General features: G+C 63.4%; 17 protein-coding genes. 7 read left to right on the plus strand and 10 right to left on the minus strand.

Annotated elements, in window-relative coordinates:
* The 7 genes from V3572_RS01040 to V3572_RS01070 all read left to right on the plus strand — a co-directional run.
* Positions 1 to 818: methyltransferase domain-containing protein (locus V3572_RS01040; RefSeq protein WP_332109115.1), on the plus strand; the 818-nt coding region annotated here is incomplete at its 5' end.
* A gap of 157 nt (positions 819 to 975) precedes the next feature.
* Positions 976 to 1,875: a radical SAM/SPASM domain-containing protein gene (locus V3572_RS01045; protein WP_332109116.1), complete on the plus strand. Its 900-nt coding sequence runs from the start codon at positions 976 to 978 to the stop codon at positions 1,873 to 1,875.
* Positions 1,876 to 1,877: 2 nt separating this feature from the next.
* Positions 1,878 to 2,582 carry a 6-hydroxymethylpterin diphosphokinase MptE-like protein gene (locus V3572_RS01050; protein ID WP_332109117.1) on the plus strand — a complete coding sequence of 235 codons (705 nt, stop codon included), beginning with the start codon at positions 1,878 to 1,880 and terminating at the stop codon, positions 2,580 to 2,582.
* Between the two features lie 7 nt (positions 2,583 to 2,589).
* Positions 2,590 to 3,561: a glycosyltransferase family 2 protein gene (locus V3572_RS01055; protein ID WP_332109118.1), complete on the plus strand. Its 972-nt coding sequence runs from the start codon at positions 2,590 to 2,592 to the stop codon at positions 3,559 to 3,561.
* Positions 3,562 to 3,600: 39 nt separating this feature from the next.
* Positions 3,601 to 4,296 carry an acylneuraminate cytidylyltransferase family protein gene (locus tag V3572_RS01060; RefSeq protein ID WP_332109119.1) on the plus strand — a complete coding sequence of 232 codons (696 nt, stop codon included), beginning with the start codon at positions 3,601 to 3,603 and terminating at the stop codon, positions 4,294 to 4,296.
* Positions 4,293 to 5,234, plus strand: coding sequence for a phosphoglycerate dehydrogenase (locus V3572_RS01065; RefSeq protein WP_332109120.1), 942 nt, complete (start codon positions 4,293 to 4,295; stop codon positions 5,232 to 5,234). The genes V3572_RS01060 and V3572_RS01065 overlap by 4 nt, the downstream gene beginning before the upstream one ends.
* Entirely contained in the window at positions 5,231 to 5,986 is a 756-nt protein-coding gene (locus tag V3572_RS01070; RefSeq protein WP_332109121.1) for an SDR family NAD(P)-dependent oxidoreductase, read from the plus strand. Before V3572_RS01065 ends, V3572_RS01070 begins: the two co-directional genes overlap by 4 nt.
* Before the next feature lie 26 nt (positions 5,987 to 6,012).
* On the opposite strand, the gene V3572_RS01075 is transcribed toward V3572_RS01070, so the two are convergent.
* The 10 genes from V3572_RS01075 to V3572_RS01120 form a co-directional block, all read right to left on the minus strand.
* Positions 6,013 to 7,092 carry a glycosyltransferase family 2 protein gene (locus V3572_RS01075; RefSeq protein ID WP_332109122.1) on the minus strand — a complete coding sequence of 360 codons (1,080 nt, stop codon included), beginning with the start codon at positions 7,090 to 7,092 and terminating at the stop codon, positions 6,013 to 6,015.
* A 34-nt stretch (positions 7,093 to 7,126) separates the two neighbouring features.
* Entirely contained in the window at positions 7,127 to 7,798 is a 672-nt protein-coding gene (locus V3572_RS01080; protein WP_332109123.1) for an O-methyltransferase, read from the minus strand.
* Between the two features lie 75 nt (positions 7,799 to 7,873).
* A complete protein-coding gene (locus V3572_RS01085) occupies positions 7,874 to 8,611 on the minus strand; it encodes a class I SAM-dependent methyltransferase (RefSeq protein ID WP_332109124.1) in 738 nt (245 codons plus the stop codon).
* 15 nt (positions 8,612 to 8,626) lie between these two features.
* On the minus strand, positions 8,627 to 13,147 hold the full coding sequence (locus V3572_RS01090) for a glycosyltransferase (RefSeq protein ID WP_332109125.1): 4,521 nt from the start codon (positions 13,145 to 13,147) through the stop codon (positions 8,627 to 8,629).
* Entirely contained in the window at positions 13,144 to 14,403 is a 1,260-nt protein-coding gene (locus V3572_RS01095) for a hypothetical protein (protein WP_332109126.1), read from the minus strand. The genes V3572_RS01090 and V3572_RS01095 overlap by 4 nt, the downstream gene beginning before the upstream one ends.
* Positions 14,400 to 15,722 carry a hypothetical protein gene (locus V3572_RS01100; protein WP_332109127.1) on the minus strand — a complete coding sequence of 441 codons (1,323 nt, stop codon included), beginning with the start codon at positions 15,720 to 15,722 and terminating at the stop codon, positions 14,400 to 14,402. The genes V3572_RS01095 and V3572_RS01100 overlap by 4 nt, the downstream gene beginning before the upstream one ends.
* Entirely contained in the window at positions 15,719 to 17,800 is a 2,082-nt protein-coding gene (locus V3572_RS01105; protein WP_332109128.1) for a hypothetical protein, read from the minus strand. Before V3572_RS01105 ends, V3572_RS01100 begins: the two co-directional genes overlap by 4 nt.
* Positions 17,793 to 18,827 carry a radical SAM protein gene (locus V3572_RS01110; RefSeq protein WP_332109129.1) on the minus strand — a complete coding sequence of 345 codons (1,035 nt, stop codon included), beginning with the start codon at positions 18,825 to 18,827 and terminating at the stop codon, positions 17,793 to 17,795. Before V3572_RS01110 ends, V3572_RS01105 begins: the two co-directional genes overlap by 8 nt.
* Positions 18,824 to 19,882: a hypothetical protein gene (locus V3572_RS01115; protein WP_332109130.1), complete on the minus strand. Its 1,059-nt coding sequence runs from the start codon at positions 19,880 to 19,882 to the stop codon at positions 18,824 to 18,826. Before V3572_RS01115 ends, V3572_RS01110 begins: the two co-directional genes overlap by 4 nt.
* Complete coding sequence (locus tag V3572_RS01120) at positions 19,879 to 20,577, minus strand: methyltransferase domain-containing protein (protein WP_332109131.1); 699 nt, start codon at positions 20,575 to 20,577, stop codon at positions 19,879 to 19,881. The genes V3572_RS01115 and V3572_RS01120 overlap by 4 nt, the downstream gene beginning before the upstream one ends.
* Between the last annotated feature and the right edge of the window lie 15 nt (positions 20,578 to 20,592).

The following is a 20,592-nucleotide window of genomic DNA, read 5'->3' on the forward strand; positions in this document are numbered from 1 at the left end:
TGTTTTTATCTGACGGAGATTTGCAAGCCATTGGCCTGACGCTTCGACTGGCCGTGGCCGGAGCGCCGTGCGGCCTGTGCGGCGCGGGCTTGGTGTTTTACGAGCACAGCCATGGCAAGGACTGGCTGTTGTGTCCCGACTGCGGGCTGGTGGCCCACCTGCCCCCGGCCGGGGAAGCGGCCGTCCTGGACCAGGGGGAGGCGGGCGGGGCCAAACTCCCCCCGGACTCCCTGGTCCACCGGAGGGAGCGTTTTTTCTGCGACCTGTTTCTTGAGGCCATGGGCTGGACGGACGTGTTGCTCTACGGCGTGGGCTGGAGCCTGGTTTTCGAGCAGTTGCGGGCCAGGGGCGTCCACGCCGTGGGCTGCGATCTGTGGCGGCCGCTCATCCGGCAACGCCGGGAGGCCTTCGGGCCGGACAGCTTCTTTCACCGTGACGAGCTTCCCGAGGTCTCCTTCGACCTCATTTCGGCCTTCGAGGTCTTCGAGCATTTCGCCAGCCCCTTGCGGGACGTGCGGGTTTTGACCTCCCGCCTGCGGCCGGAATCGGCCATCGTGGGCTGCACGGATTTCCGGGTGGGCGGCCCCCTGTCCCAGCACCCGGGCCACAGCCCGGACTACTGGCGGCACCGCACCCATCTGTGCGCCTGGAACTATTCCAGCATGAACCGGCTGGCGCGGCTTACGGGCCTGACGGCATCCTATTTCAAGGTGTTCCTCGGCAGTCTGGGGGCGAAGGTGTTTTTCGTGTTGCACCGTGGCCCGAAAACCGCCGCCTATGTTCAATCCCTTCCCAAGCTCTTCCGCAAGGCCTTCTAGCGCCGGGCCGGTGCAGTCCGTTCCCGCAGCCTTGCGGTGAACAGGTTGGACGTGTTGTTTTTTCGAGGCGTCCCGGACGGCGCCGCTGGCCAAGGCACGGGGTTTGCAAGAGATCTTGCGCTTCGATCACGCATCTTCGACCCGAGGGAGCCTATTCGTGAGAGATATTCAGATCCAGACCACCTCCGCCTGCTCCGGCAAGTGCATCATCTGTCCGTACCTGGACAGCTGGCACAAGAAGCACCCCGGGCGCATGAGCGACGTGGTCTTCGAGCGCGTCCTGTCCCAGTTGGCGCCGCACGCCCTGGGGAAGGTCTGCCCCTATCTGGAAAACGAGCCTCTGCTTGATCCGGCCATCTTTGAGCGGATCGCCGAGATCAAAAAGCGCCTGCGATTTACGTCCCTGGAGCTGTCCACCAACGCCCTGGCCCTGGACGCGGCCGCCGCGAACCGGCTGGCCGAGCTCTTCGCGGACGTGCCCCACGAGATATGGGTGAGCTTCCACGGTGTTGACAAGCGCACCCACCAGGGGGTCATGGGCATCGACTACGAGCGTTGCCTGGACAACGTGGTTGGGCTGCTCAAGCTCTCCGACGAGGTTCCCCTGCGGGTGATCATCCGGGGGGCGGGGCAGGGATTCACGCCCGCCCTGCGCCATGATTTTGAATTCAGCCAGGACGACTACCGCCGCTTCTGGGAAGGTCAGCTGGCCCGGCATGGCGTGCGCACCCGGCCGGGCATCAACTGGATCCATTACCACGACCGGGCCGGGACCATCCGCCGCAACCAGGTTCGGCTGGACGCCGCAGTGCGCCCGGACCTGACCGGATTTGCCTGCCCCAGGCTGGACCGCTGGCTGCACATCCTGTACACCGGAGAACTGATCCTGTGCTGCATGGACTACCATCGCGAGACGGTCTTCGGAAGCATCGTCGAGCAGGATCTGGACGCCATTCTGGCCGGACCGGCCTATGCAGAGCTTTCCGGCATGGTTACGGGGCGGGTCGCCAGCCCGGACGATTTTATCTGCAAACGTTGCATAAGCCCTGGAGGATGACGATGCCTGCGGTGAGCGATTTCAAGGACATCCACAGCGGGCGGCGGTGCTTCATCGTCGGCAACGGACCGAGCCTCAATACCATGGACCTTGCGCCATTGCGGGATGAAATCACCTTCGGCATGAACTGCATCTTTCTGGGATTCGAGACCTTGGGCTTTCGGCCCACCTACTACACGGTGGAGGACGTGTTCGTGGCCGAGGACAACAGCCGGGAGATCAACGCCCTAAGGGGCATGGTCAAGTTTTTTCCCACGGACCTCGCCCACGCCCTGACGGACGGCCCGGACGTCTGCTGGGTGAATTTCCCCCGTTTGTACAAGCCTTACCCTCAATTTTCCGAGGATGCCGCCGATAAGGTTTATTGGGGATCGACGGTGACCTATCTGGCCATCCAACTGGCCTATTACATGGGCTGCGACCCCATCTGCCTCATTGGCGTGGATTTCGACTACACGGTGCCGGACTATGCCACGGGCCAGGAGGAGATCACCTCCCGGGAGCAGGACGTGAACCATTTCCATCCCGCCTATTTCGGGCCCGGCAAACGCTGGCACAACCCCCGCCTGGACAGGGTGCTGCCCTCCTACGCGTTGGCGCAGGCCTTCGTCTCCGGCCGGGCACGGCGAATCCTCAACGCCACGGCAGGCGGCAAGCTGGAGGCCTTTCCCCGGGCGGACTACACCGCCCTGACCGCAACCCGGTAGGCATCCCATGTCCGTACGATGCTCCATCATCATCCGATGCTACAATGAGGCGGCGCCCCTGCCGCGCCTTCTGTACGGCATTTCGAAACAGTCCATGCGGGACTACGAGATCATCGCCGTGGATTCCGGCTCCACGGACGACACCTTGCGCATCCTGGCCGCCCACGGCGTCAAAATTTTGTCTCTGGCCCCCGAGGCCTTCTCCTTCGGCCGTTCTTGCAACCTGGGGGCCCGCGCCGCCCGGGGGGAGTTCCTGGTTTTCGTGAGCGCCCACGCCTATCCGGTCTATCAGACCTGGCTGGACAGCCTGCTGGCGCCGTTCGCCGATCCGGCCGTGGCCGTGACCTACGGCAAACAGCGGGGGAATCACCTGAGCAGCTACAGCGAGCGGCAGATTTTCCGGGCCTGGTATCCAAGTCATGACCAGACTGACCAGGAACACCCCTTCTGCAACAACGCCAACAGCGCCATCCGCCGCGACGTGTGGCAGACGCTCGGCTTCGACGAATCCCTGACCGGTCTCGAGGATCTGGACTTCGCCCGGCGGGCCGTCCTGGGAGGGCGACGCGTCGCCTATTCCGCCGCCGCCGAGGTCATCCACGTCCATGAGGAGCGCCCGGCCACGGTGCGCAACCGCTACCGCCGCGAGGCCATCGCCTATCGCCGCATGTATCCCGAGGCCCGGCTCACCCTGTGGGACTTTTGCCGACTGTATGCGGGCAATGTGGCCAACGACTGCAGAAGCGCCTGGAGCGAAAAAATCCTGTCGCGCCATGTCCGGAATATCCTGGTCTTTCGGCTCATGCAGTTCTGGGGCGCCTACCGGGGGAGCCGCCAGACGGAGCCGGTCTCGGACCTGCTCAAGAAGCGGTTCTACTATCCCGCCGCCCCCGCGCCGCGTCCCGTGAAACAGGCCCCGCCCATGCCGGAGGGCCGCGTCCCCTACCCGGAGCGCTTCGATGAAAAATACACCCTGTGACGCCTCCGCCTGCCGGGGGCCGCGCCGGGGCTTGCGCTGATGGCCCACCCAGCCCTGGACATTGTGGCCCTGGCGCCCATGCGCCACCAAAGCGAGCGGGCGCCCGGGAAGAACTACCGCGACTTCGGCGGGCTTCCCCTGTACCACCACATCGTGCGCGCCCTGCTGGCCTGCGGCCGTATCCGCAAAATCGTCATCGACACCGACAGCCCGCGCATCCGCGATGACGCGGCCAGACATTTCCCGGACGTGGTATGCATTGAGCGCCCCGCCGAACTTTGCGGCGGCGAGGTGCCCATGAACCGCATCCTGTTGCACGACGTGGAGCTTTTCCCGGCGGACTACTATCTCCAGACCCACAGCACCAATCCGTTGCTGACGCCCGAGACTATCGCCCGGGCCGTGGACGCCTTCGCCGCCGCCCTGCCGGAACACGATTCCCTTTTTTCGGTGACGGCCATGCAGACGAGGCTGTGGGACGCCGCAGGCCGCCCCCTGAACCATGATCCCCAGGTGCTCCTGCGCACCCAGGATCTGCCGCCGGTTTACGAGGAAAATTCCAACCTGTACCTTTTCTCCGCCGCCTCCCTGAAGCGCCATGGCAACCGCATCGGCGAGCGGCCCCTGCTTTTCCCGGTCCCGCCCCAGGAGGCCATGGACATCGACGAGGAATTCGATTTTCAACTCGCGGAACTGGTCTACCGCGCCAAAAAGCTGCAAAAGGACGCATCATGAAATGGAAAGTGCTGGTCACCGCGCCGTATCTGCAACCCGTCATCGAACGCTTTCGGCCCGAGCTTGAGGCCAGGGGCGTGGAGCTTGTGATTCCCCAGGTGCGGGAGCGCCTGGAGCAGGAGGATCTCCTGCCGCTTATGGCGGATATCGACGGCGTGATGTGCGGCGACGACCGCTTCACCCGCCGGGTCATCGAGGCCGCGCCGCGCCTGAAGGTGCTCTCCAAATGGGGCACCGGCGTGGACTCCCTGGACGCGGCGGCCTGCGCCGACCGGGGCGTGGCCATCCGCCGCACCCCCGACGCCTTCAGCGTGCCCGTGGCCGAGACCGTGCTCGGATTCCTTTTGGCCTTCACCCGGCGCATCGTGGACAGCAACGACCTCATGCACGCCGGGGTATGGAAAAAGCTGCCTGGCCGGGTGCTTTCCGAGTGCGTGCTGGGGGTCATCGGGGTGGGCGACACGGGCAAGGCCACGGTGCGCACCCTGCGCGCCCTGGGCATGACCGTGCTCGGGCACGACATCCGGGAGATTCCGGCCGCCTTCGTGGCCGGGACAGGACTTGTGGTGACCGGCAAGGACGAGCTTCTGGCGAAAAGCGACTTCGTTTCCCTGCACACGGATTTGAATCCCACCAGCCACCATCTCATGAGCGACGCCCAGTTCGCCCTCATGAAGCCCGGGGCGGTGCTGATAAACGCCAGCCGGGGACCGGTGGTGGACGAACCGGCCCTGGTCCGGGCCCTGCAATCCGGGAGGCTGGCGGGCGCGGCCCTGGACGTCTTCGAGCACGAGCCCCTGCCTGCGGACAGCCCGCTTCTGGCCATGAAAAACGTGCTCATGGCCCCGCACAACGCCAATTCCAGCGCCCTGTACTGGGAGAAAATCCACCGCAGCACCATCGACAACCTGCTTGCCGTGCTGGAAGGGCGGGGATGAACGGCGCGGCCTTGATCACGGGCGCGGCCCGGGGGATCGGCCTGGCCTGCGCCAAGGCCCTGTGCCGGGAGGGGCTTCGGGTCTACGGCGCGGACCTGGACCAGCCGGAGCGCCCGGAGGATGCCGCCCTGTTCGTCGGGTTTTTCATCGCCGACCTGTCCCGGGAGGACCAGGCCGTGGCCGTGGCGGCACAGGTGCGGCAGCGCGAGGACGGCCTGGCCTGCCTGGTCAACAACGCCGCCCTCCAGATTACGAAGCCCCTGGCCGAGACCGGCGTGGCGGAGTTTCGCGCCGTCCTGGACGTAAATCTCGTCGCGCCGTTCGTCCTGGCCGTGGAACTCCTGGGACATCTCAAACGAGCGGGCGGGGCCGTGGTGAATATCGCCTCGGTGCACGCCGTGGCCACCTCCCCGGCCATCGGGGCCTACGCCGCCAGCAAGGGCGGGCTTGTGGCCTTGACCAGGACCATGGCCCTGGAATTCGCCCCGCTGGTGCGGGCCAATGTCGTCTTGCCCGGGGCCGTGGACACGGACATGTTGCGCCGGGGCCTGACCCGCGACCTCTATGGAGAGCAGGGCGGCGAGGCGCCCTGCGCCCAGCTTGCCAGCCGCCATCCCCTGGGGCGCATCGGCCGACCGGAAGACATCGCCCAGACCGTGGTCTTTCTGGCCGACCCGGAAAAGTCCGCCTTCATCACCGGGCAGAGCTTCGTCATCGACGGCGGCTGCCTGTGCAAGCTCTCCACGGAATGAAGGGCCGCCCGTCTGTTCGATCCCGGCTAATCTCGATACAACACCGTATCCAGCCCCGATAACGCGGCCTCAATGTCCGGCGCCAGGGCGGCGTTGCCCGCCGGAAAATGAGACGGCAGCGCGAGTTGAAGGTGGGCGGCGATCTCCGACGCTTCAGCGGGACGCTCCTGGGCCAGGCCAATCAGGCTGCGTCGAATCCGCAATGCGAAATATTTAAGCGTATGCGGCACCCTCCCGGGGTGCGGCGATTCCTGATGAATCCTTGACGCCAGTTGGCATGCGCTACGAAGCAGGGCGTTGGCGGCGTCCGGTTGGCTGATGATCAGTCGCGAACCGGTCAACAGACAACCCGCCAGACAGGCCACAAGCCCCTCAAGACGTGCGTCGGGAAGGTGGCCGCCATGCAGTAGCGCGTTTGCGATACGCTGGTGCAGCATGGCGTCATGAGCGTGCTGGCGCGCGGCGTTGCGCGACATGCTGTCCGGGTGGCGGCGGTAGAGGACATGGGCGCGGTGATTGGCCGCCAGGCGCGAGCCGCCTTGGGTCAGGCGAAACCAGAAATCATGGTCCTCACAGGCTTTTAACCCCGTATCGAACCCCCCGGCCGCCTCGACCGTCTCGCGGCGGGTCATGAACGCATGGGGCGGCGCGATATTGAAGTGGCACAGATGAACGTCCAGATCGTCGCGAAAGAGCCGCCATTCCCCTTGCGGGAGAGGCTCGCCAGCGGCGTCCACATCCGCGAAGAACTCGCTGCGACAGACCGCAAGGCCGCAGTCCGGTTGTTCTTCCAGGCGCCGCAACTGGCTGGAGAGCACCCGGGGCGGCAACAGGTCGTCCGAATCCAAGAAAACGAGAAAGGATCCGCCTGCCGCTTCGATCCCCCTGTTACGCGCGGCCGAAAGGCCCTTGTTTTCCTGACGCATAAAGGTGATTTGATCCGCGAAGGGCTCACATGCCGCCTGCGTGTTGTCAGTGGAGCCGTCGTCCACCACGATGATTTCCCTGTCCACATCCTGCCGGATCGCGCTTTTCAGGGTAAAAGGGAGAAAATGCGCGTAGTTATAGGCAGGTATGATAATGGAAACGAGAGATGGTCGCTTCATGGCGTCGTATTTTTGGCCTCAAATGGGTCCGGCCTCATTTGTCGCTCTCGTAGACGGGAAGCAACATTTCCCTGATATGCGGCGTGAAGAGGTTTTCATCCCCGGGCTTGAAACTGCTGTGAATGACGGTATAGGCCTGCTTGCCCCACCATTTGCCGCTCCACGGCTCTTCCATCCGAAAAAAAGATGCGCCGTAGCAGTCTTTGATGAGCCGCCATTCCGGCTCCATCATGAGAAACGTCTTGAGGACGTGGCCTGTCCAGATTTGCGTGTCGTCGATGATGAGCAGGCCACCTGGTTTCATTCGTCGGCCCAGGTAATACCAGTCCATAAAGGGAACCGGGAAGGCGTGGTCGCCGTCGATGAATACGAGATCGAAACCGTCCTCCTTCAGGGCCGGGAGGATGTCCTGGGACGGGCCGTTGAGCAAATGCAGCTTGTCGCGGGCAATCCCGTTGTCGTCGAGGAAGTCGCCGACGGTGTCGGCCAGATAGGGCTCCGGGAAAACAGCGTAGTGCTCCGCCCCGCTGAGGGCAAAGGCGATGGTGGAGTGCCCCGCTCCGGTTTCTATCGTCTTGGAATGGGGTCCGGCATGGTCCATGATGAATTTGAGAACGGTTTCGCTGGCGCCCCAGCTGGCCTTGCGGCCGTCGCCATGCCTGTGCAGGGGAGGACGTTGCGTGATCAGGTCGTCAAGTGTGAACATGTGATCCTCTTTTTCGTCGCTGCCCGTACGATGCTCAATGCGCCTTGAACCCGGCAACAGAAGCGGGGCCGCTCATTACTTCTCCAACTTTACCAGGGCGAATCCGAACGAAGTCTGACGGCAAAACATCGGCTTGCACTTGTAATGGTTCTTCATAAAAATGTACGGCGGGTAGCTCAGGGTGTCGCAGTCCAGAGCCATATCCACCCGGTTTACGATATGGCCGGGGACCAGCGGCCGCATTCCCGTCCTGGTCAGGTACTCCACGTCGATGATGTAGTCGAAGCCGAGCACACGGTCGTTGATGCCCGGAGTGATATGCACATCGTAGGTGCAGATCAGCAGCCCCCCCGGCCGAAGGACGCGTTTCATCTCGTCGAGATGCTTGTGGTGGGCCAGCGGTTTTTTGGGATCGTAGATGTGCTCCATCACCGACACGCAGGTGATGACCTCAAAGGAGTTGTCCTCGAAGGGCATGTCGTCAAGGCTGGCTTCCACCAGGTCGTAGCCGGTGACGGTCGGGTCGTTGGCCGCGAAATGCCTGCGGGCGCGTTCCACATAGTCTGGATTGGCGTCGGCGTAATCGAAGTTGTCAACGCCGGTGGGCTGGTAGCCCATCTCGCCCATCCACATCGGCATACGGCTGGCGCCGCACCCGGCGTCCAGGGATCTGCCCCTTACGGGCCATTCCCGCGCGATTTTCAGCGTCCAGGGCCATTCCCATTCGCGCAGGCATTTGTTGCGTTCGCTTAAGACTTCGACATCGCCGCCATGGAGCTCGAGGGTGGTGGAAATTTTCGCGTAATCGTACAAGGCGGATCTCCGTTGTCAATGGTCTTGCGCGGCGCGCGCCAGGCGCAGCCACGGGTAGGTTTCGGGGGATAGCCGCGCCATCCGCTCCTGGCTGTGGGCCGAGGAGGGAACGACCAGGCCGAAGGGCATATCGGCGGCGTCCTTCAGCTCCACCACGGGCAGACCGGCGCACAGCGCCTCATGGGCGCCGTCGTGCAGCAGGCAGACAGGCTCCAGGCCGCGCGGCCAGAAGAGCCTCAACAGCAGCTCCGCGTCCTTGTCGGCGCCGTAGATGGCTGTTTTGCAGGTTTTCCCGCGCGCCGCCTGGACGACAATGCGCCACAGCCAGCGCAACCGTTCCTCCATATTCTTGCACCAGGGGACCAGGCGCGTGTTTTCGCAAGACGAATCGGGTTTTTGGCAGGCCCCCCCCCCGCGCGTGAAATCCGCGGCCAATATCCGTTCCATGGTGTCGCCATACCGGGCGATCAGAAGCGCTGCGGCCTTGGATGGCATGGTGTCGCGCTGGCAAACGGGGTTGTGGATGGAAAAGGTCTGGGCCTTGGCATGAATGCGCAGGCCCTGCCGTTGTGCGGCGAAAAGCGCGTCCAGATCCCATAGCTCATTATGCAGACTTGATTCCAACAAGGATCGCACCGCATCCGTGTGCCCGAAAACAGGCTGCCCCGGACGCCACTGTCTGGAAACGTCCAGCGCGGTTTCCACCTCCATGTCAGGCGGGGCGGCGTGGCTGAGGCGCATTCGTCTGGCGTCGAACCGGGCGCTGGCGCCGTAGACGATGTCGGCCCCGGTTTCCCGGAGGCATGTCAGCGCGCCCTTGAGCAACTTCTCGGCGGGCATGACGCCGGGCGCCATCCAGCCGACCATGGGCGAGACGACCCCGGCCATAGCCTGGCGCAGCGCCTCCCTCGGGGAGTCGGCGCCGGTAGAGACAATCTTGATGTCCTTGTGAAAGACCCGGGCGTCATCAGGGGAGAAGTCCCTCCCGGCGGCGAGGATGATGGTGTGCGGCTCGGGCAGGCGTTGATCGGCGATCGCCGCCGCCGTGATCCAGATATCCTCAAGGCTCGCTGTGGGTGTGGGGATGACCAGCGTCAGGGCGGGCGTGTCGGCGGCGGACTGTTCGACAGGTGCGGCTTGGACGCGGGCTGCCGCCTCGGGATCGGGAATGCGGTCCATCCAGGCGCGGCGCTTCCGGCTTGGGTTGTTGTTGGGATGCACGCCGTATACCCGCAGGAAATCGCTGAGAAAGAGTTCGAGGTCCACGCGGCAGTCCTCACGCCAGCGTCCGGAGTAGGGATTTTCCGTGACAATGGCCTCGGCGTAGCAGGCGCGTTTCGGCGTGCCCGGCGTTGTGGGCCGCAGCAGCCGGTACAGCGACCAGAAAAGCGCGGGATCGTCGCCCGTGCCCCAAAGGAAGGTGCTGGGGTGGATGCCGCCCACCGCCGCAAGCAGTTCGCGCCGCAGGGCGAAGTTGGAGCCCTGCACCACGGGGCTGTCGTAGCCCAGGGCAAGACGGTGGCGCACCGCGTCGATGTCGCGAAACACGTATTCGCGGGTGTTTCCGACCACCAGTTCGTACCTGTCCAACAGGGCCATGTATGTGGCGATGGAGTCCATGCGCAGGAAATGGTGGTCATCGTCCAGAAAGAGCAGCCTGGGGGACGCGGTCATGTTCACGGCCGTATTCCACAACAAGCCCTTGGAGAAGTAGCCGGTGCGCGGCTTGTAGAGGTAAAGATCGGCGTCGATGTCGGCCATGGCCGGGAACATGGCCAGGGAGGCCCTGTCATGCGCCTTGATCAACCTTGCGGGGTTGTTCCCGGAAAGTCCGGCCGACCAGGGTGAGCCGTCGTCCGATACGACGATGCGGACATCGGCGTCGCAGCGCTGTTCCCGTACCGAGGCGATGCAGCGTTTGAGGGCCTCGCGGAAGATGTTTTCCTGCCCTTTAGGCGAATAGTGCTGGATGAATACGGTCAGGTCGCCGTCTGCGCAGCCCGTGGCCGCCTTGTCGTGGTCAAGGCCATGATGCGGGGCCAGGTCGAGGCGCTCGAATTCGTGATGGTCGCTGAAGGTGCGGATCAACTCGGGCTCAAGCCCCCTGACCGGTTCCGTCGAGATCCGACGGGCGAAACCCTCGGTCAACCGCTTGTGGGCATCCTTGAAATATGCGGTGAGACGCGGTCTGTTCATGTCCATGAAGTTTTTGTCCAGCAGCATGGTCTCGCCGTGCGCCAGCAGCATGAACCGCAGGGTGGGGCTGTAGGCGATGCGGGACTCGAACAGGGCCCGGGAGCTGGGCGCCAGGTTGCCGCCGTCTACAGCCAAGCCTTCGGCGATGAGCCAGGCGATGCTGTCTTTGGTCGCCTGGGAGGAGTTTTGGTCGGTGCAGTAGAGGATGAAGGGGAATTCGAGGTTCTCGGCGATCTTCATCACGGAACGCGCGACGGACTTGTCAAAGCTCATGCTGTGGCAGACGATGGTCATGTAGTCAGTGGGAAAGTCCTTGTCCAGGGTGTAGTGGACATGCACGCGGGGCGGGTCCACGGCCATGGGGAAGATGTCGGCGTATTTTTCACGGATACGTTCGTCCTCGGCTCGGCACCGTTCAAGGTTGCTCAGTTCCACGCCTTTCGGGTTCTTGGTGTAGAGCGCGAAGTAGCGGTCCACATGGAGGAAATCCGTGGCAGTGGCGAAGCGGCAGACCATTTCGTAGTCGCCGGCGACGATGAAGGAGTCGTCGTAGAGGCCCACCTGGTCGTGCAGCGACCGGCGCCACATCATCTCGGAGCCGAAGTAGAACTTGTGCAACATCATGTCGCGCGAGAACGCCGGTCTGGAGAGGCGGCCGAACCGTACATGGTTGTAGAAGCTCTCGTTTTCGAAAATGGTCACGTAGTGGTTGCCGTAGACCAGGCCGATGTCAGGGCGCCGGTCAAGCGCCTGGGCGAGGATCTCCGCGCCGTCGGTGCGGAAGCGGTTGTCGGCGCCCAGGTTCATCAGGTATGCGCCCCGGGCCATTTTGATGGCGCGGTTGAAGGCGCCGTACACGGTTTCCCGCATCCGGGTGCGGCCGTAGAGAACGTGTGCGTTCGATTGCGCCATGGCCAAAAATATTTCCCGCTCGTGGGTTGGCGAGGCGCTGTCGATGAGGACGATTTCCATCTCGCCCCGAAGGTAAAGCGTCTGGGAAAACAGATTCTGGAACAGCGGGGCCATGAATCGTTCCGCGCCGTAGAGCGAGACGAAGATGGTGGCCGTGTAGCGCGCCTTGGACCGGGTGTCGTGGATGAACTCGAAATCCTCCTGCGGCGGCGGCGCGTTTCGCAGCGTGTTGAGGCAGGCGTCGCGGTATTCCGGAACCAGCCGTTCGGCCAGGCTTGGGATGTACGACGGCGTCACCGCCACCACCTTCCTTCCGGCCGATTCCACCTTTTCGACCACCTTGCGCACACCCTCGCAGTGGTCGGCGTACCAGTCCGTGAAGTTGCGCAAAAAAAAGCTGGGGTGGCACTGCCTAAGCGTATTGTACATCTCTGAGAATTCGGACTCCGTGTGGTGGGCCCAGAAGGGCGAGGGGTCGGAATCGTCCCCGTCGGGCAAGGGGTTGCGGCCGTCGCAGCCCACGATCCGGACTTCATCGGCCATGGTTGAACCCACAGGGAGCAGCAGCATGGTGAGGATGTTCGCGTAGCAGGCGATCTGGAACGTTTCCGTCAAATCCGGGCTGATGTTCTCCGGCGCCGCGGGAACGACGGGAACGGCGATGCTGCGGGACGCCATTTCCGGGTGCTGCGCAAGGAACATGGGGTAATAGCCCATGGGGAGCAGCAGGTGGGAGCCGTAACGCTCCATGGCCTGGAGCAGGTGTTCGCGGAAGGCTGCGGCGTAGCCGGAAACGCCGTAGTGCAGCGCCGGGTCGGCGGCGACGATGATCTGCGGGCGAAGATGGTCCATGAGTTCGCGGTTGCGCACGGCGGTGTTGCAGACGATGCGCAAGGATCCGGACACGTCCATGTCCATCGCCAGAGGTAATGACGGACCCGTGCCAAAGGCGTAGGCCACGCCGGTCCGCAACTCCCTGGCCAGGCGCTTGAGCTTGGCGTGATTGTCGGCGACCAGCTTTTTGCGGCCCGGCTCCGGCGTCAGTTCGTGCTTGAGGATGGCGTATTGATACGCCTCCAGGGTCCATTCATTGGAGGCCTTGCTCACGTTGAATATGCGCTTGTTGAATCCGGTGAGATTGTAGCGCTCCATCTTGTTCAGGTCGTCGTTCCACAAGAGCAGGATGTCGGAGCGGTTCAGCAGGGCCATGACCTCTGGATTGTCCCGGATGACGGGGTATTCAGCCTGGAACTTCTGGCCTGGCTTGACGCCGAAGGGCCGGGGCGGCTCACCCGGCGAGAACGCCCGGACGTGGAAAGGAAACACCACCGTATGCTCAGGCATGTCCGGAAGCGCCCAGCAGGCCCTGTAATACAGATCATTGAGCTCTTCCTGGCTCGAGATGAACGGATAGTAGGTTATCCTCATGCGGCGGTTTCCTGTAGGGTGCGTCGAAGTGTGTGGAGCCTGTGCAGCGGGCCGGGACCGCTCATGGCCACGACCATGTCGGCGCAGTCTGGGCAGGGGGCGCAGTCGAAGGCGGCGCCTTTGCCAACGCCGCCGGAAAGCTGCAGGAGCTCAAGGGCGAACACGGGCTCGGCGTCGTCGCGACGAAGGCAGACCAGGTGTTCATGGCTGAGCAGGTAGAGGAAGGCACTGTCCGAGCCCAGGGCGATGGCCCGTCCATGCGGCCACGAGGCGGCCATGGGCGCGGTCTCTCCCGTCGCCGCATCCAACTCGAAGAGCATGGGGCGATGCGCGTCCGCAATGATCAGCGAACCGCCATGGGTTGCGACGGCGCAGGGGAATGATACGCATGCCGGGGTGATGTCGGCCAGTCCGCGTTCCTCGGCGCGCATGATGCGTGGACGCGCAGCATGCGCGTCTGTCAATAACACTACGGGGCCTTGTTCCGTCAGGCACCCGCCGAGGAGGGTCTGGTCGGCGTCCACGGGGAGCGTGTCACGTCTCCCGGGTTCGCCGTTCCCGGTGATCCGCATCAGTTCCCTGAACGTGGGCCGATACACCGCCAACCCCTCGCGACCCCGCAGAAAGCGTCCGCCTGGGGCGGCCATGTCCCGAAGCGGGACGGGAACGCCCTGCTTCGGATCGTGGCGAAACATCTCCCCGGCAGCGGAGAGGGACAGCATGGCGTTGCAGGCGGGCAGGATGGCGGCGTCGGCGACAGGCGAAAGCGCAGCTTCCCCCTCGCCGCTCCTGCGCCAGAAAGGAAAGGCGCCACTGTGGGTTTCAAGCGAGGAAAGCCGGTCCTGCAGGATTTCGTCGAGAGGCAGATGGCGCAGGATAAAGCGCAACCGCTCCCGGGCGAGGTCATGATCGTCGTTCGCCAGGGCGAGCTCGCATCCCGCCAAGGCCGCCTTTTGAAGCAGCTCCGGGAACTCTTTGGCGAGCCAGGCCTTGATGTGGTTGATGCGCCATCCGATTTGTTTATAGATCAAGGCCAGCAAGGCGCTGGAGCGTTGGCTGGAATTCGATCTCAGCGTTTCATTGCTGAGGAGAATAGCCGCATGCTGGGCGGGGTAGCCGTTGTCGAGCAAGTCATGCTTGATGGCCTCCAACTCGCTCAGGCAGGCGGCCATGTTTCTGCGAGTGCACTGCTGCGGATTCGCAGGTAGATCCTGCAACCGCTGTTGGAGGGTGCTGAACCATGAGCGCGCCTTCATGAGTCGTTCCCTTTGGAAAGAACATCGTACTGCAACATGGCGAGTCGGGAATTGACGCAGATGTCTTCGGTTCTTTCCAGCCGTAGGGGCTTGCAGGCGTCAGGATCGATGGTCGTCAGCATGGCGGCCGGTCCCGCCGTCAGCGCCGGGCGGGGCGCCCAGACCGCGGGGAAGAGCTGGGAACAGGTGAGCGGGACGCCGTCCGCGCTGAATACGGCGCCGTCTGTCGTCGACCACAATGGCTCGGCGGGTTTCAGGTTTTCGGTCCAGAAGACATCGCCTTCGGGGGGCACGGCCTTCATGAAGGCTATGAAAATCGAGGCGGCCTTGTCCGGAATGCTGATCCCTTCGCCGACCTGGACAAAGGTTTGCCCCGCGAAAGACACGCGCAGCGATCCAGGCTTGTCGCTCCACGGGGAAAACAACATCTGCAGATTCAGAAATCGATCCGAAAAAAACGTCCCCAACAGGGTCGGTCCCTCGGCAAGAAGCGTTTCATCGACGAGAATCAGAAGACGGCCGCTTCCCGTGCGTTGCGCGCCAAGAGCCGGGAACCGGCCGGTGCGGCGCAGCGTCGGCAGGGCGATGATGTCCAGGTCGTCGCGTCCGCTGTCCATTGCGGGCGCCAGCCGACGCAGGGCCCCGCCTTCGGACGTGACAGGGACGGCCCGGGCCGCAGTCCCGGGGGGGAAGGCGGGCAGGGATGCCTGGGGAATCACGCGACTGAACCACCCGACGGTCTTGAAAAAGCCGCCCTCACCCTGGAGCGTGTCCTGCGTACCCAGAATTCGAAAGGAGTGCGAACGCCATGCGTGTTCCGGCGTGCCGCCTGAGTCGTCATCCCTCAGAACCAGTTCTTCGAGCATGAGCAACTCGAAGGCCTGCCTGGCCTGGACGGGGTGGTCCCTCGGTTCGGCGACGCTCATGACGCAACTCCCGTCGTCCTGCAGGCGGGATGCCTCCGACAGACGCCCAAGCGTCAGCGGATAGCGGTAGTCGTGGATGATGACCGGCTGATCAGGCCGCAGACGCCCCTCTCGCAGCAACGCCTCCAGCAGCGCCTCGGACCCGGGAGGCAGATGCCTGTTGGCGCGATCTCCGGCGTCAGCCTGGACGAAGACGACACCGGAATCGATCAGTTCCCTGGCAACTGTCGGCTCCGCCGAGATGAACGCGTCAGTCCCGTATGTGGTCCCGTATTCGGCAAGGCGCGTAAGCGACCGTCGCAGCCATCCGCCGGGGCGCAGGCCTTCCAGGCAGACCGCGCGCTCTTGCGCATCGCGGGGGAAGACGGGCATCAGCAGGGGGGGCATGGTCATGCGGCGTCCTTCCCGCATGTCGTGCGCCCCTCGCCCTTCGCAAAGATCATCAGCCCCTGCGGCGTGTTTTCTTCCACAAAGACAAGGCGCCACATGGGACTGGCGAGCAGGCTGGAGCAGATCAGGAAATTCTTGACGGATTTCGGGAAGAAGACGTCATGAAACGCCGCCAGACCGCCCGGGCGTATGCGACGCCAGAGGATATTCCATTCCACGAGTGAAACCAGTTCGCCGGAATCAAAGAAGATCATGTCGAACCCCTCGGAGTCGTCCAAAAGGGCGAGAGATCCGGCCTGCCCCTGTGTTTCCAGATCCTCCAAGGTGTTGAGCATGTGCTGGTAGCCGCGCTCGGCATAGATGTGCAACAGGTCCGGGTGAAATTCAACAGCCCCGCCGCGCAGAAAAATGTCGTGCATGGACCAATAGCTTCCCCCCCCCCTGCGTTCCAGCGGTTCCTTCAGCCAGGGGCGGGGCGTCCCGCGTCGCTGGCTGGCGAGCCAGGGGGCGAACTCGGCCACGGGAACGTCGGCCAGTTCCTTCAAGGGTTCTTCATAGACTGCGCGAACCTGGGCGGCGGTGACGCTGGCGCCCTGGATGAGCCGGACATGACGCCGCACCAGTTCCTCATGCCCGGGCGACGGCAGGTACCTTTTCAAGGCGTCGAAGGACATGTCGCAACTCGTGACCCTGGCGCCTGAGTCGCGGGCCAGCTCGGCAAAGAGCAGTGTCGTCACTCCGGCGCCAAGCTCCAGGATGTCCCGGCAACCGTGCCTGCGGGCCATGTCCGCCATGCGGACAAAGCCAGGAAAGCTGTCGCGGTAGAAGTCGTTTGGAAAATCGATTCCGGCTGCACGCTCGTGGCTGACGGGTTCGACTTCAGGCGGGGGGGCGGCGCAGCCGTCGCGAAGCAGGCGCATGAGCAGGTCGCGGTAGCGAGCGAGGACGTCGCCGTCGCCGCAGGTCACCACATCCTGCTTGAACCGCGCCAGGTTGCCGGGATCGGGCAGGGGCGGATCGTCGGCCAGGACCGCCATACAGGCGTCGAGCAGATGGTCGCGGCAATGCGCCGCAATCTCCGGCATGTAATGGGCGATGGTGGAGCACATGCCGTGCAGATACTCCATGACGATGAGCGGCTTGCGGTTGAGCACGGTCTCGAAGTTGATGCTGGTGCCCATGTCGAGAACCAGATCGGCCCACTGGATGAGTAACGACGAGGGCCGGTCGTTGGTCTCGAAGGTGAAGCGCGATTGCAGTTCCGGCTCGCGTTCAAGCTGGGCGAAGAAGTCATCCAGATAGGACACCTTGCGCGGGTGGCCCGCCACGAGAACGTGCGCCCCGGGGATGGCGGCCAGCAGCCTCAATGTACGGCCCACTTCTTCCCAGAAGACCACGAACTCCGGGTGGCAAAGGAAAAACACGATCTTGAGCCTGGCCTCAGGGAGCGGCTTGTCGAGAGGAGGCAGGATGCCGGGGAGCAGCGACAGCCACTCGTCGTTGTAGCGGGGCGAGCCCAGCACATGCAGCCTGTGCCCGGGCAGGTGGTGTCGATACCGCGCCGCGCAGAGCTCGTTGGGGGTCGCCACGTGGTCGAATATCGCGCTGGCGCCGTAGATGTCGGCCTGCTTGTAAGTGTAATGGTCCTTGTAAAGCAGCTTGTTGTACTGTGGACTGTCGCCGTGCGGCAGGCAGACGGCGGCCAGTCCTCGGCGGTGGGCCTCCTGGACGATGGCCTGATAGGCGCCGCCGACCTGATCGGACAGGCTCATGATCCAGTCAAGGGCGACAACGGCCTTTTTTGCGCCCTCCAGGCAGTGATCCAGGATGGCCCGGGCCTCTTTCCCGCCGATGAGGCCCATGGCGGAGGGAGCGGGCTTCGGCAAAAAGTCGCGAACATCCACCAGGCGCACGTTGGGCAGCGAGGTGAGGAACTTCACGCGGTAATCGCCGTTGTAATAGTAGGGGGTGAAAAAACACAGGTCGCAGGAAAGATCGGCCTCCACGGCCATGCGGTGCACGACGGGGGTGAAATGATCCAGGTCATTGAAATGACGGATAAAAAAGACCGCCTTAAGCATGCCTGTCCTCCCACGGCAGGGCGGTGGCGGCGGCCGCCCGCGCAAGACCGTCCAGGCCCGTCCAGGCGCCGGATTCAGGGTCAAATACGGCATAACCGGGTGACAGGCGGGGGCAATAGACACAGGTGGAGGGCAGCTCCATGTGTGATGAAGCGGAGGTGAAGGCCGTGCGGAACCGGTCCAGCCCCTCGGAACCGACCGGAGCGTCTTCGAAGCGGCCGAACCCGGCCGAGGGCGGTATGTGGCAGCAGGGCGAATAGACGCTTTCCGAGCCGATGACCACATGCTCCGCGACCATGTCGCAGCGCAGGTCGCCGAGCAGGCTGTAGGGCGTCTGGATCTTGACCCCGACCGCGTAGTCCGTGCGGGCCGTGACCGCGGAGAGGATGTCCATGACGCGTTGATCGTGGGCCAAGAGCGGTTTGATGGCGGCCTGGCCGGGGGCGGCGATGGGGTGGAAGTTGCCAAAGCGGATGAAATCCACCTCCAGGCGCTGGGCCACCTCGATCATTTTGGGGATATGCTCGATGTTGGCCACATTGGCGATGTAGTTGATTCCCACGGGGAGCGGCAGACCGCGTCGCCGTTTTTCCCTGGCAAGCTGGCGCGTGTTGCCGGTCACCCGCTCGAACATCGCGCGGGAGCCGCCCCGCGTACGGCGATACGTCTCGTGGTCGTGGCCGTCGATGCTCACGGTGACGGCGTTGACATACTCGAAAATGAGCTCATGGAAACGGTGGAGCACAATGCCGTTGGTCACCAGGGGGGAGCGGTTGTATCCCTTGTGTCGCGCGTAACGGAGCACGTCCTGGTAAAAAGGATACATCAGGATCTCGCCCTCGGCCTGGATCAGGGGGTGGCGTAGTCCGGCGTCAAAATAATAGTCGAGGATGGCCTGGGCTTTTTCGAAACGCATCCTCCCGCCGGTGAAGAAATCCGCGTCGTACAGCCGCCACTGGCAGTGAGGGCAGTTGGAGTTGCATTCCTTGGAGAGGAAGAGCACAAGTTTGGATCGCGCTGTCGTCATGCGGCCCTCACGTCACGGCCTTGAAGGGCCAGCGACACATGGTGCGCCAGTTTGCGGTTTCCCCGCTCGTTGTAGTGATTGTCCCAAAGCAGGTAATCCTCCAGTTCGAAGCAGCGGGAAAGATCCTGAAACGTGATGGCTGGCAGGCGCTGCAGACCGGATCGGAAATACTCCCAGTTGTCGTCCAGCGTCGAGCGCTGGGCGTTCAGGCCATGAATGGGAAACGATTCGGCGGCGGCTTCATTTTTGCATGGAACGCGCAGCACATGAACCGATTCGAACGGTTGGAGCAACGTTCTCCATGCAGCGACGGTGTTCTCGAAGAGTTGCCCGGTGCTTTGGCGGTGGAGCACTCCGTAGTTCAGGTCGAGCAGGTGCACGCCGCGAGATGATTTGAGGAAAAGCATGTTCCCTTTATGCAATGCTTGTGCCACCTTGAAGGGCAATTTGCCCATGACCCGGGCGCAGTCCTTGTATCGATGACGCCACCGGAAATATTCGAAGACGTCGTCGGCTTGCCCGCTGAAATCGTGGTACCGTTTGGCATAGGGAAAGAAATTGGCGAAATACAGCACCAGGGCCCGGCGCGGGCGGCCATGATAATAGGCGTGAGAGAGCGCACGCTGCTGCGCCGGTCCCACCGGCAGGGCCAGATTCAGCCAACGGCCGGGGTCCAGGCAGAGCTCGTACCAGTTGGCGCCATTGTCCACGCCGAAGCCCATGGCGTAGGAGGTGCCGAAGAGGACATTGTCGGCGTCTCTGGCCTCGGGGCCGCGCAGTCCCAGTGAATTGGAGGCAAAGGAGAAGCCCAGGGTCTTTTTGGGCAGGCGGAGGTTGGGTTTGATGCGCAGGGCGCTGATGGGGTCGGGGCGAAGCTGCTTCAGCCATTTACGCACCACGAAAGGGTTCTGGAAATTTCGGGGGGTGGTTGCGAATTCCATGGCCGCCTGGCAGCCCAGGGCGACAGTGTTCAGCAATCCGTTCCCCGATGACATGGAGACGTTCATGGCGCCCGACGCCTGGTCGATCAGCAGGGATTCATCCGTCGGCTTCATTGCGCAACCCGCCACATTCCCAGGTACATGTCCCACTTCCCGGGCACGGCTGTGAGTTCGCCATGGGAGCAAAAACGCCATTGCGTCATGCTATAGAAGCGCTCCTCAACAGGGGTCAGGCCTGCGCAGAGCTCCTTGATCATCTCATGGCTGTAGATGCGATGTGCGTTGAACAGCAGGGTGGGTCGGGCGCCGGTGATGGTCGTCGTAAAGATCAGGCTGCCGCCGGGCCTGAGCACCCGCGTCATCTCGCGCACGGCCGTCCTGTCGGCGTCCATGTCGAGCTCGTCGCCATACCGGCCCAGGCCGAAATGCTCCACAGCGCACAATGACACCGCCGCATCAAAGGATGCGTCCTGGACGCGCAGTTTTTTTGCGTCGCAGATCAGGGTTTTCTCGCGGGCGGTGTGAACCTTGCGCGGGCGGACATCGACGGTGGTGACGTCAAAGGCGGCGCCAAGACCGATGGTGAACAATCGATAGGAGCCGATATCCAGCACGTCCCTGGCCTGGATGCGGGACAGCATGTCCGCGGCGAAGGCGCATTCCACATCCCTGTAACTTTCCGGATGCTGGCTGTTTTCTCCTCTGGGCGCAGCGAGGACGCAAAAGCGCGAATCGACGTGCTTGCGCACGAAGTCCAGGTTTTCTTCAAATCTCTCGGGGAGCGTCTCCGTTACAACAGAGGATTCCATGTCTGTTTTCCTTCC

Origin of the sequence: Desulfolutivibrio sp. (assembly GCF_036584575.1) — a bacterium.
In the GTDB taxonomy this organism is placed as follows: domain Bacteria; phylum Desulfobacterota; class Desulfovibrionia; order Desulfovibrionales; family Desulfovibrionaceae; genus Desulfolutivibrio.

What these genes read in the sequence shown, in the direction of transcription:
- V3572_RS01075 (WP_332109122.1), bottom strand. Translation starts at nt 7,092, where the DNA reads ATGAAGCGACCATCTCTCGTTTCCATTATCATACCTGCCTATAACTAC.
- V3572_RS01095 (WP_332109126.1), bottom strand. Translation starts at nt 14,403, where the DNA reads ATGAAGGCGCGCTCATGGTTCAGCACCCTCCAACAGCGGTTGCAGGAT.
- V3572_RS01115 (WP_332109130.1), bottom strand. Translation starts at nt 19,882, where the DNA reads ATGAAGCCGACGGATGAATCCCTGCTGATCGACCAGGCGTCGGGCGCC.
- V3572_RS01060 (WP_332109119.1), top strand. Translation starts at nt 3,601, where the DNA reads ATGGCCCACCCAGCCCTGGACATTGTGGCCCTGGCGCCCATGCGCCAC.
- V3572_RS01120 (WP_332109131.1), bottom strand. Translation starts at nt 20,577, where the DNA reads ATGGAATCCTCTGTTGTAACGGAGACGCTCCCCGAGAGATTTGAAGAA.
- V3572_RS01105 (WP_332109128.1), bottom strand. Translation starts at nt 17,800, where the DNA reads ATGCTTAAGGCGGTCTTTTTTATCCGTCATTTCAATGACCTGGATCAT.
- V3572_RS01080 (WP_332109123.1), bottom strand. Translation starts at nt 7,798, where the DNA reads ATGTTCACACTTGACGACCTGATCACGCAACGTCCTCCCCTGCACAGG.
- V3572_RS01070 (WP_332109121.1), top strand. Translation starts at nt 5,231, where the DNA reads ATGAACGGCGCGGCCTTGATCACGGGCGCGGCCCGGGGGATCGGCCTG.
- V3572_RS01065 (WP_332109120.1), top strand. Translation starts at nt 4,293, where the DNA reads ATGAAATGGAAAGTGCTGGTCACCGCGCCGTATCTGCAACCCGTCATC.
- V3572_RS01050 (WP_332109117.1), top strand. Translation starts at nt 1,878, where the DNA reads ATGCCTGCGGTGAGCGATTTCAAGGACATCCACAGCGGGCGGCGGTGC.
- V3572_RS01055 (WP_332109118.1), top strand. Translation starts at nt 2,590, where the DNA reads ATGTCCGTACGATGCTCCATCATCATCCGATGCTACAATGAGGCGGCG.
- V3572_RS01090 (WP_332109125.1), bottom strand. Translation starts at nt 13,147, where the DNA reads ATGAGGATAACCTACTATCCGTTCATCTCGAGCCAGGAAGAGCTCAAT.
- V3572_RS01110 (WP_332109129.1), bottom strand. Translation starts at nt 18,827, where the DNA reads ATGACGACAGCGCGATCCAAACTTGTGCTCTTCCTCTCCAAGGAATGC.
- V3572_RS01100 (WP_332109127.1), bottom strand. Translation starts at nt 15,722, where the DNA reads ATGACCATGCCCCCCCTGCTGATGCCCGTCTTCCCCCGCGATGCGCAA.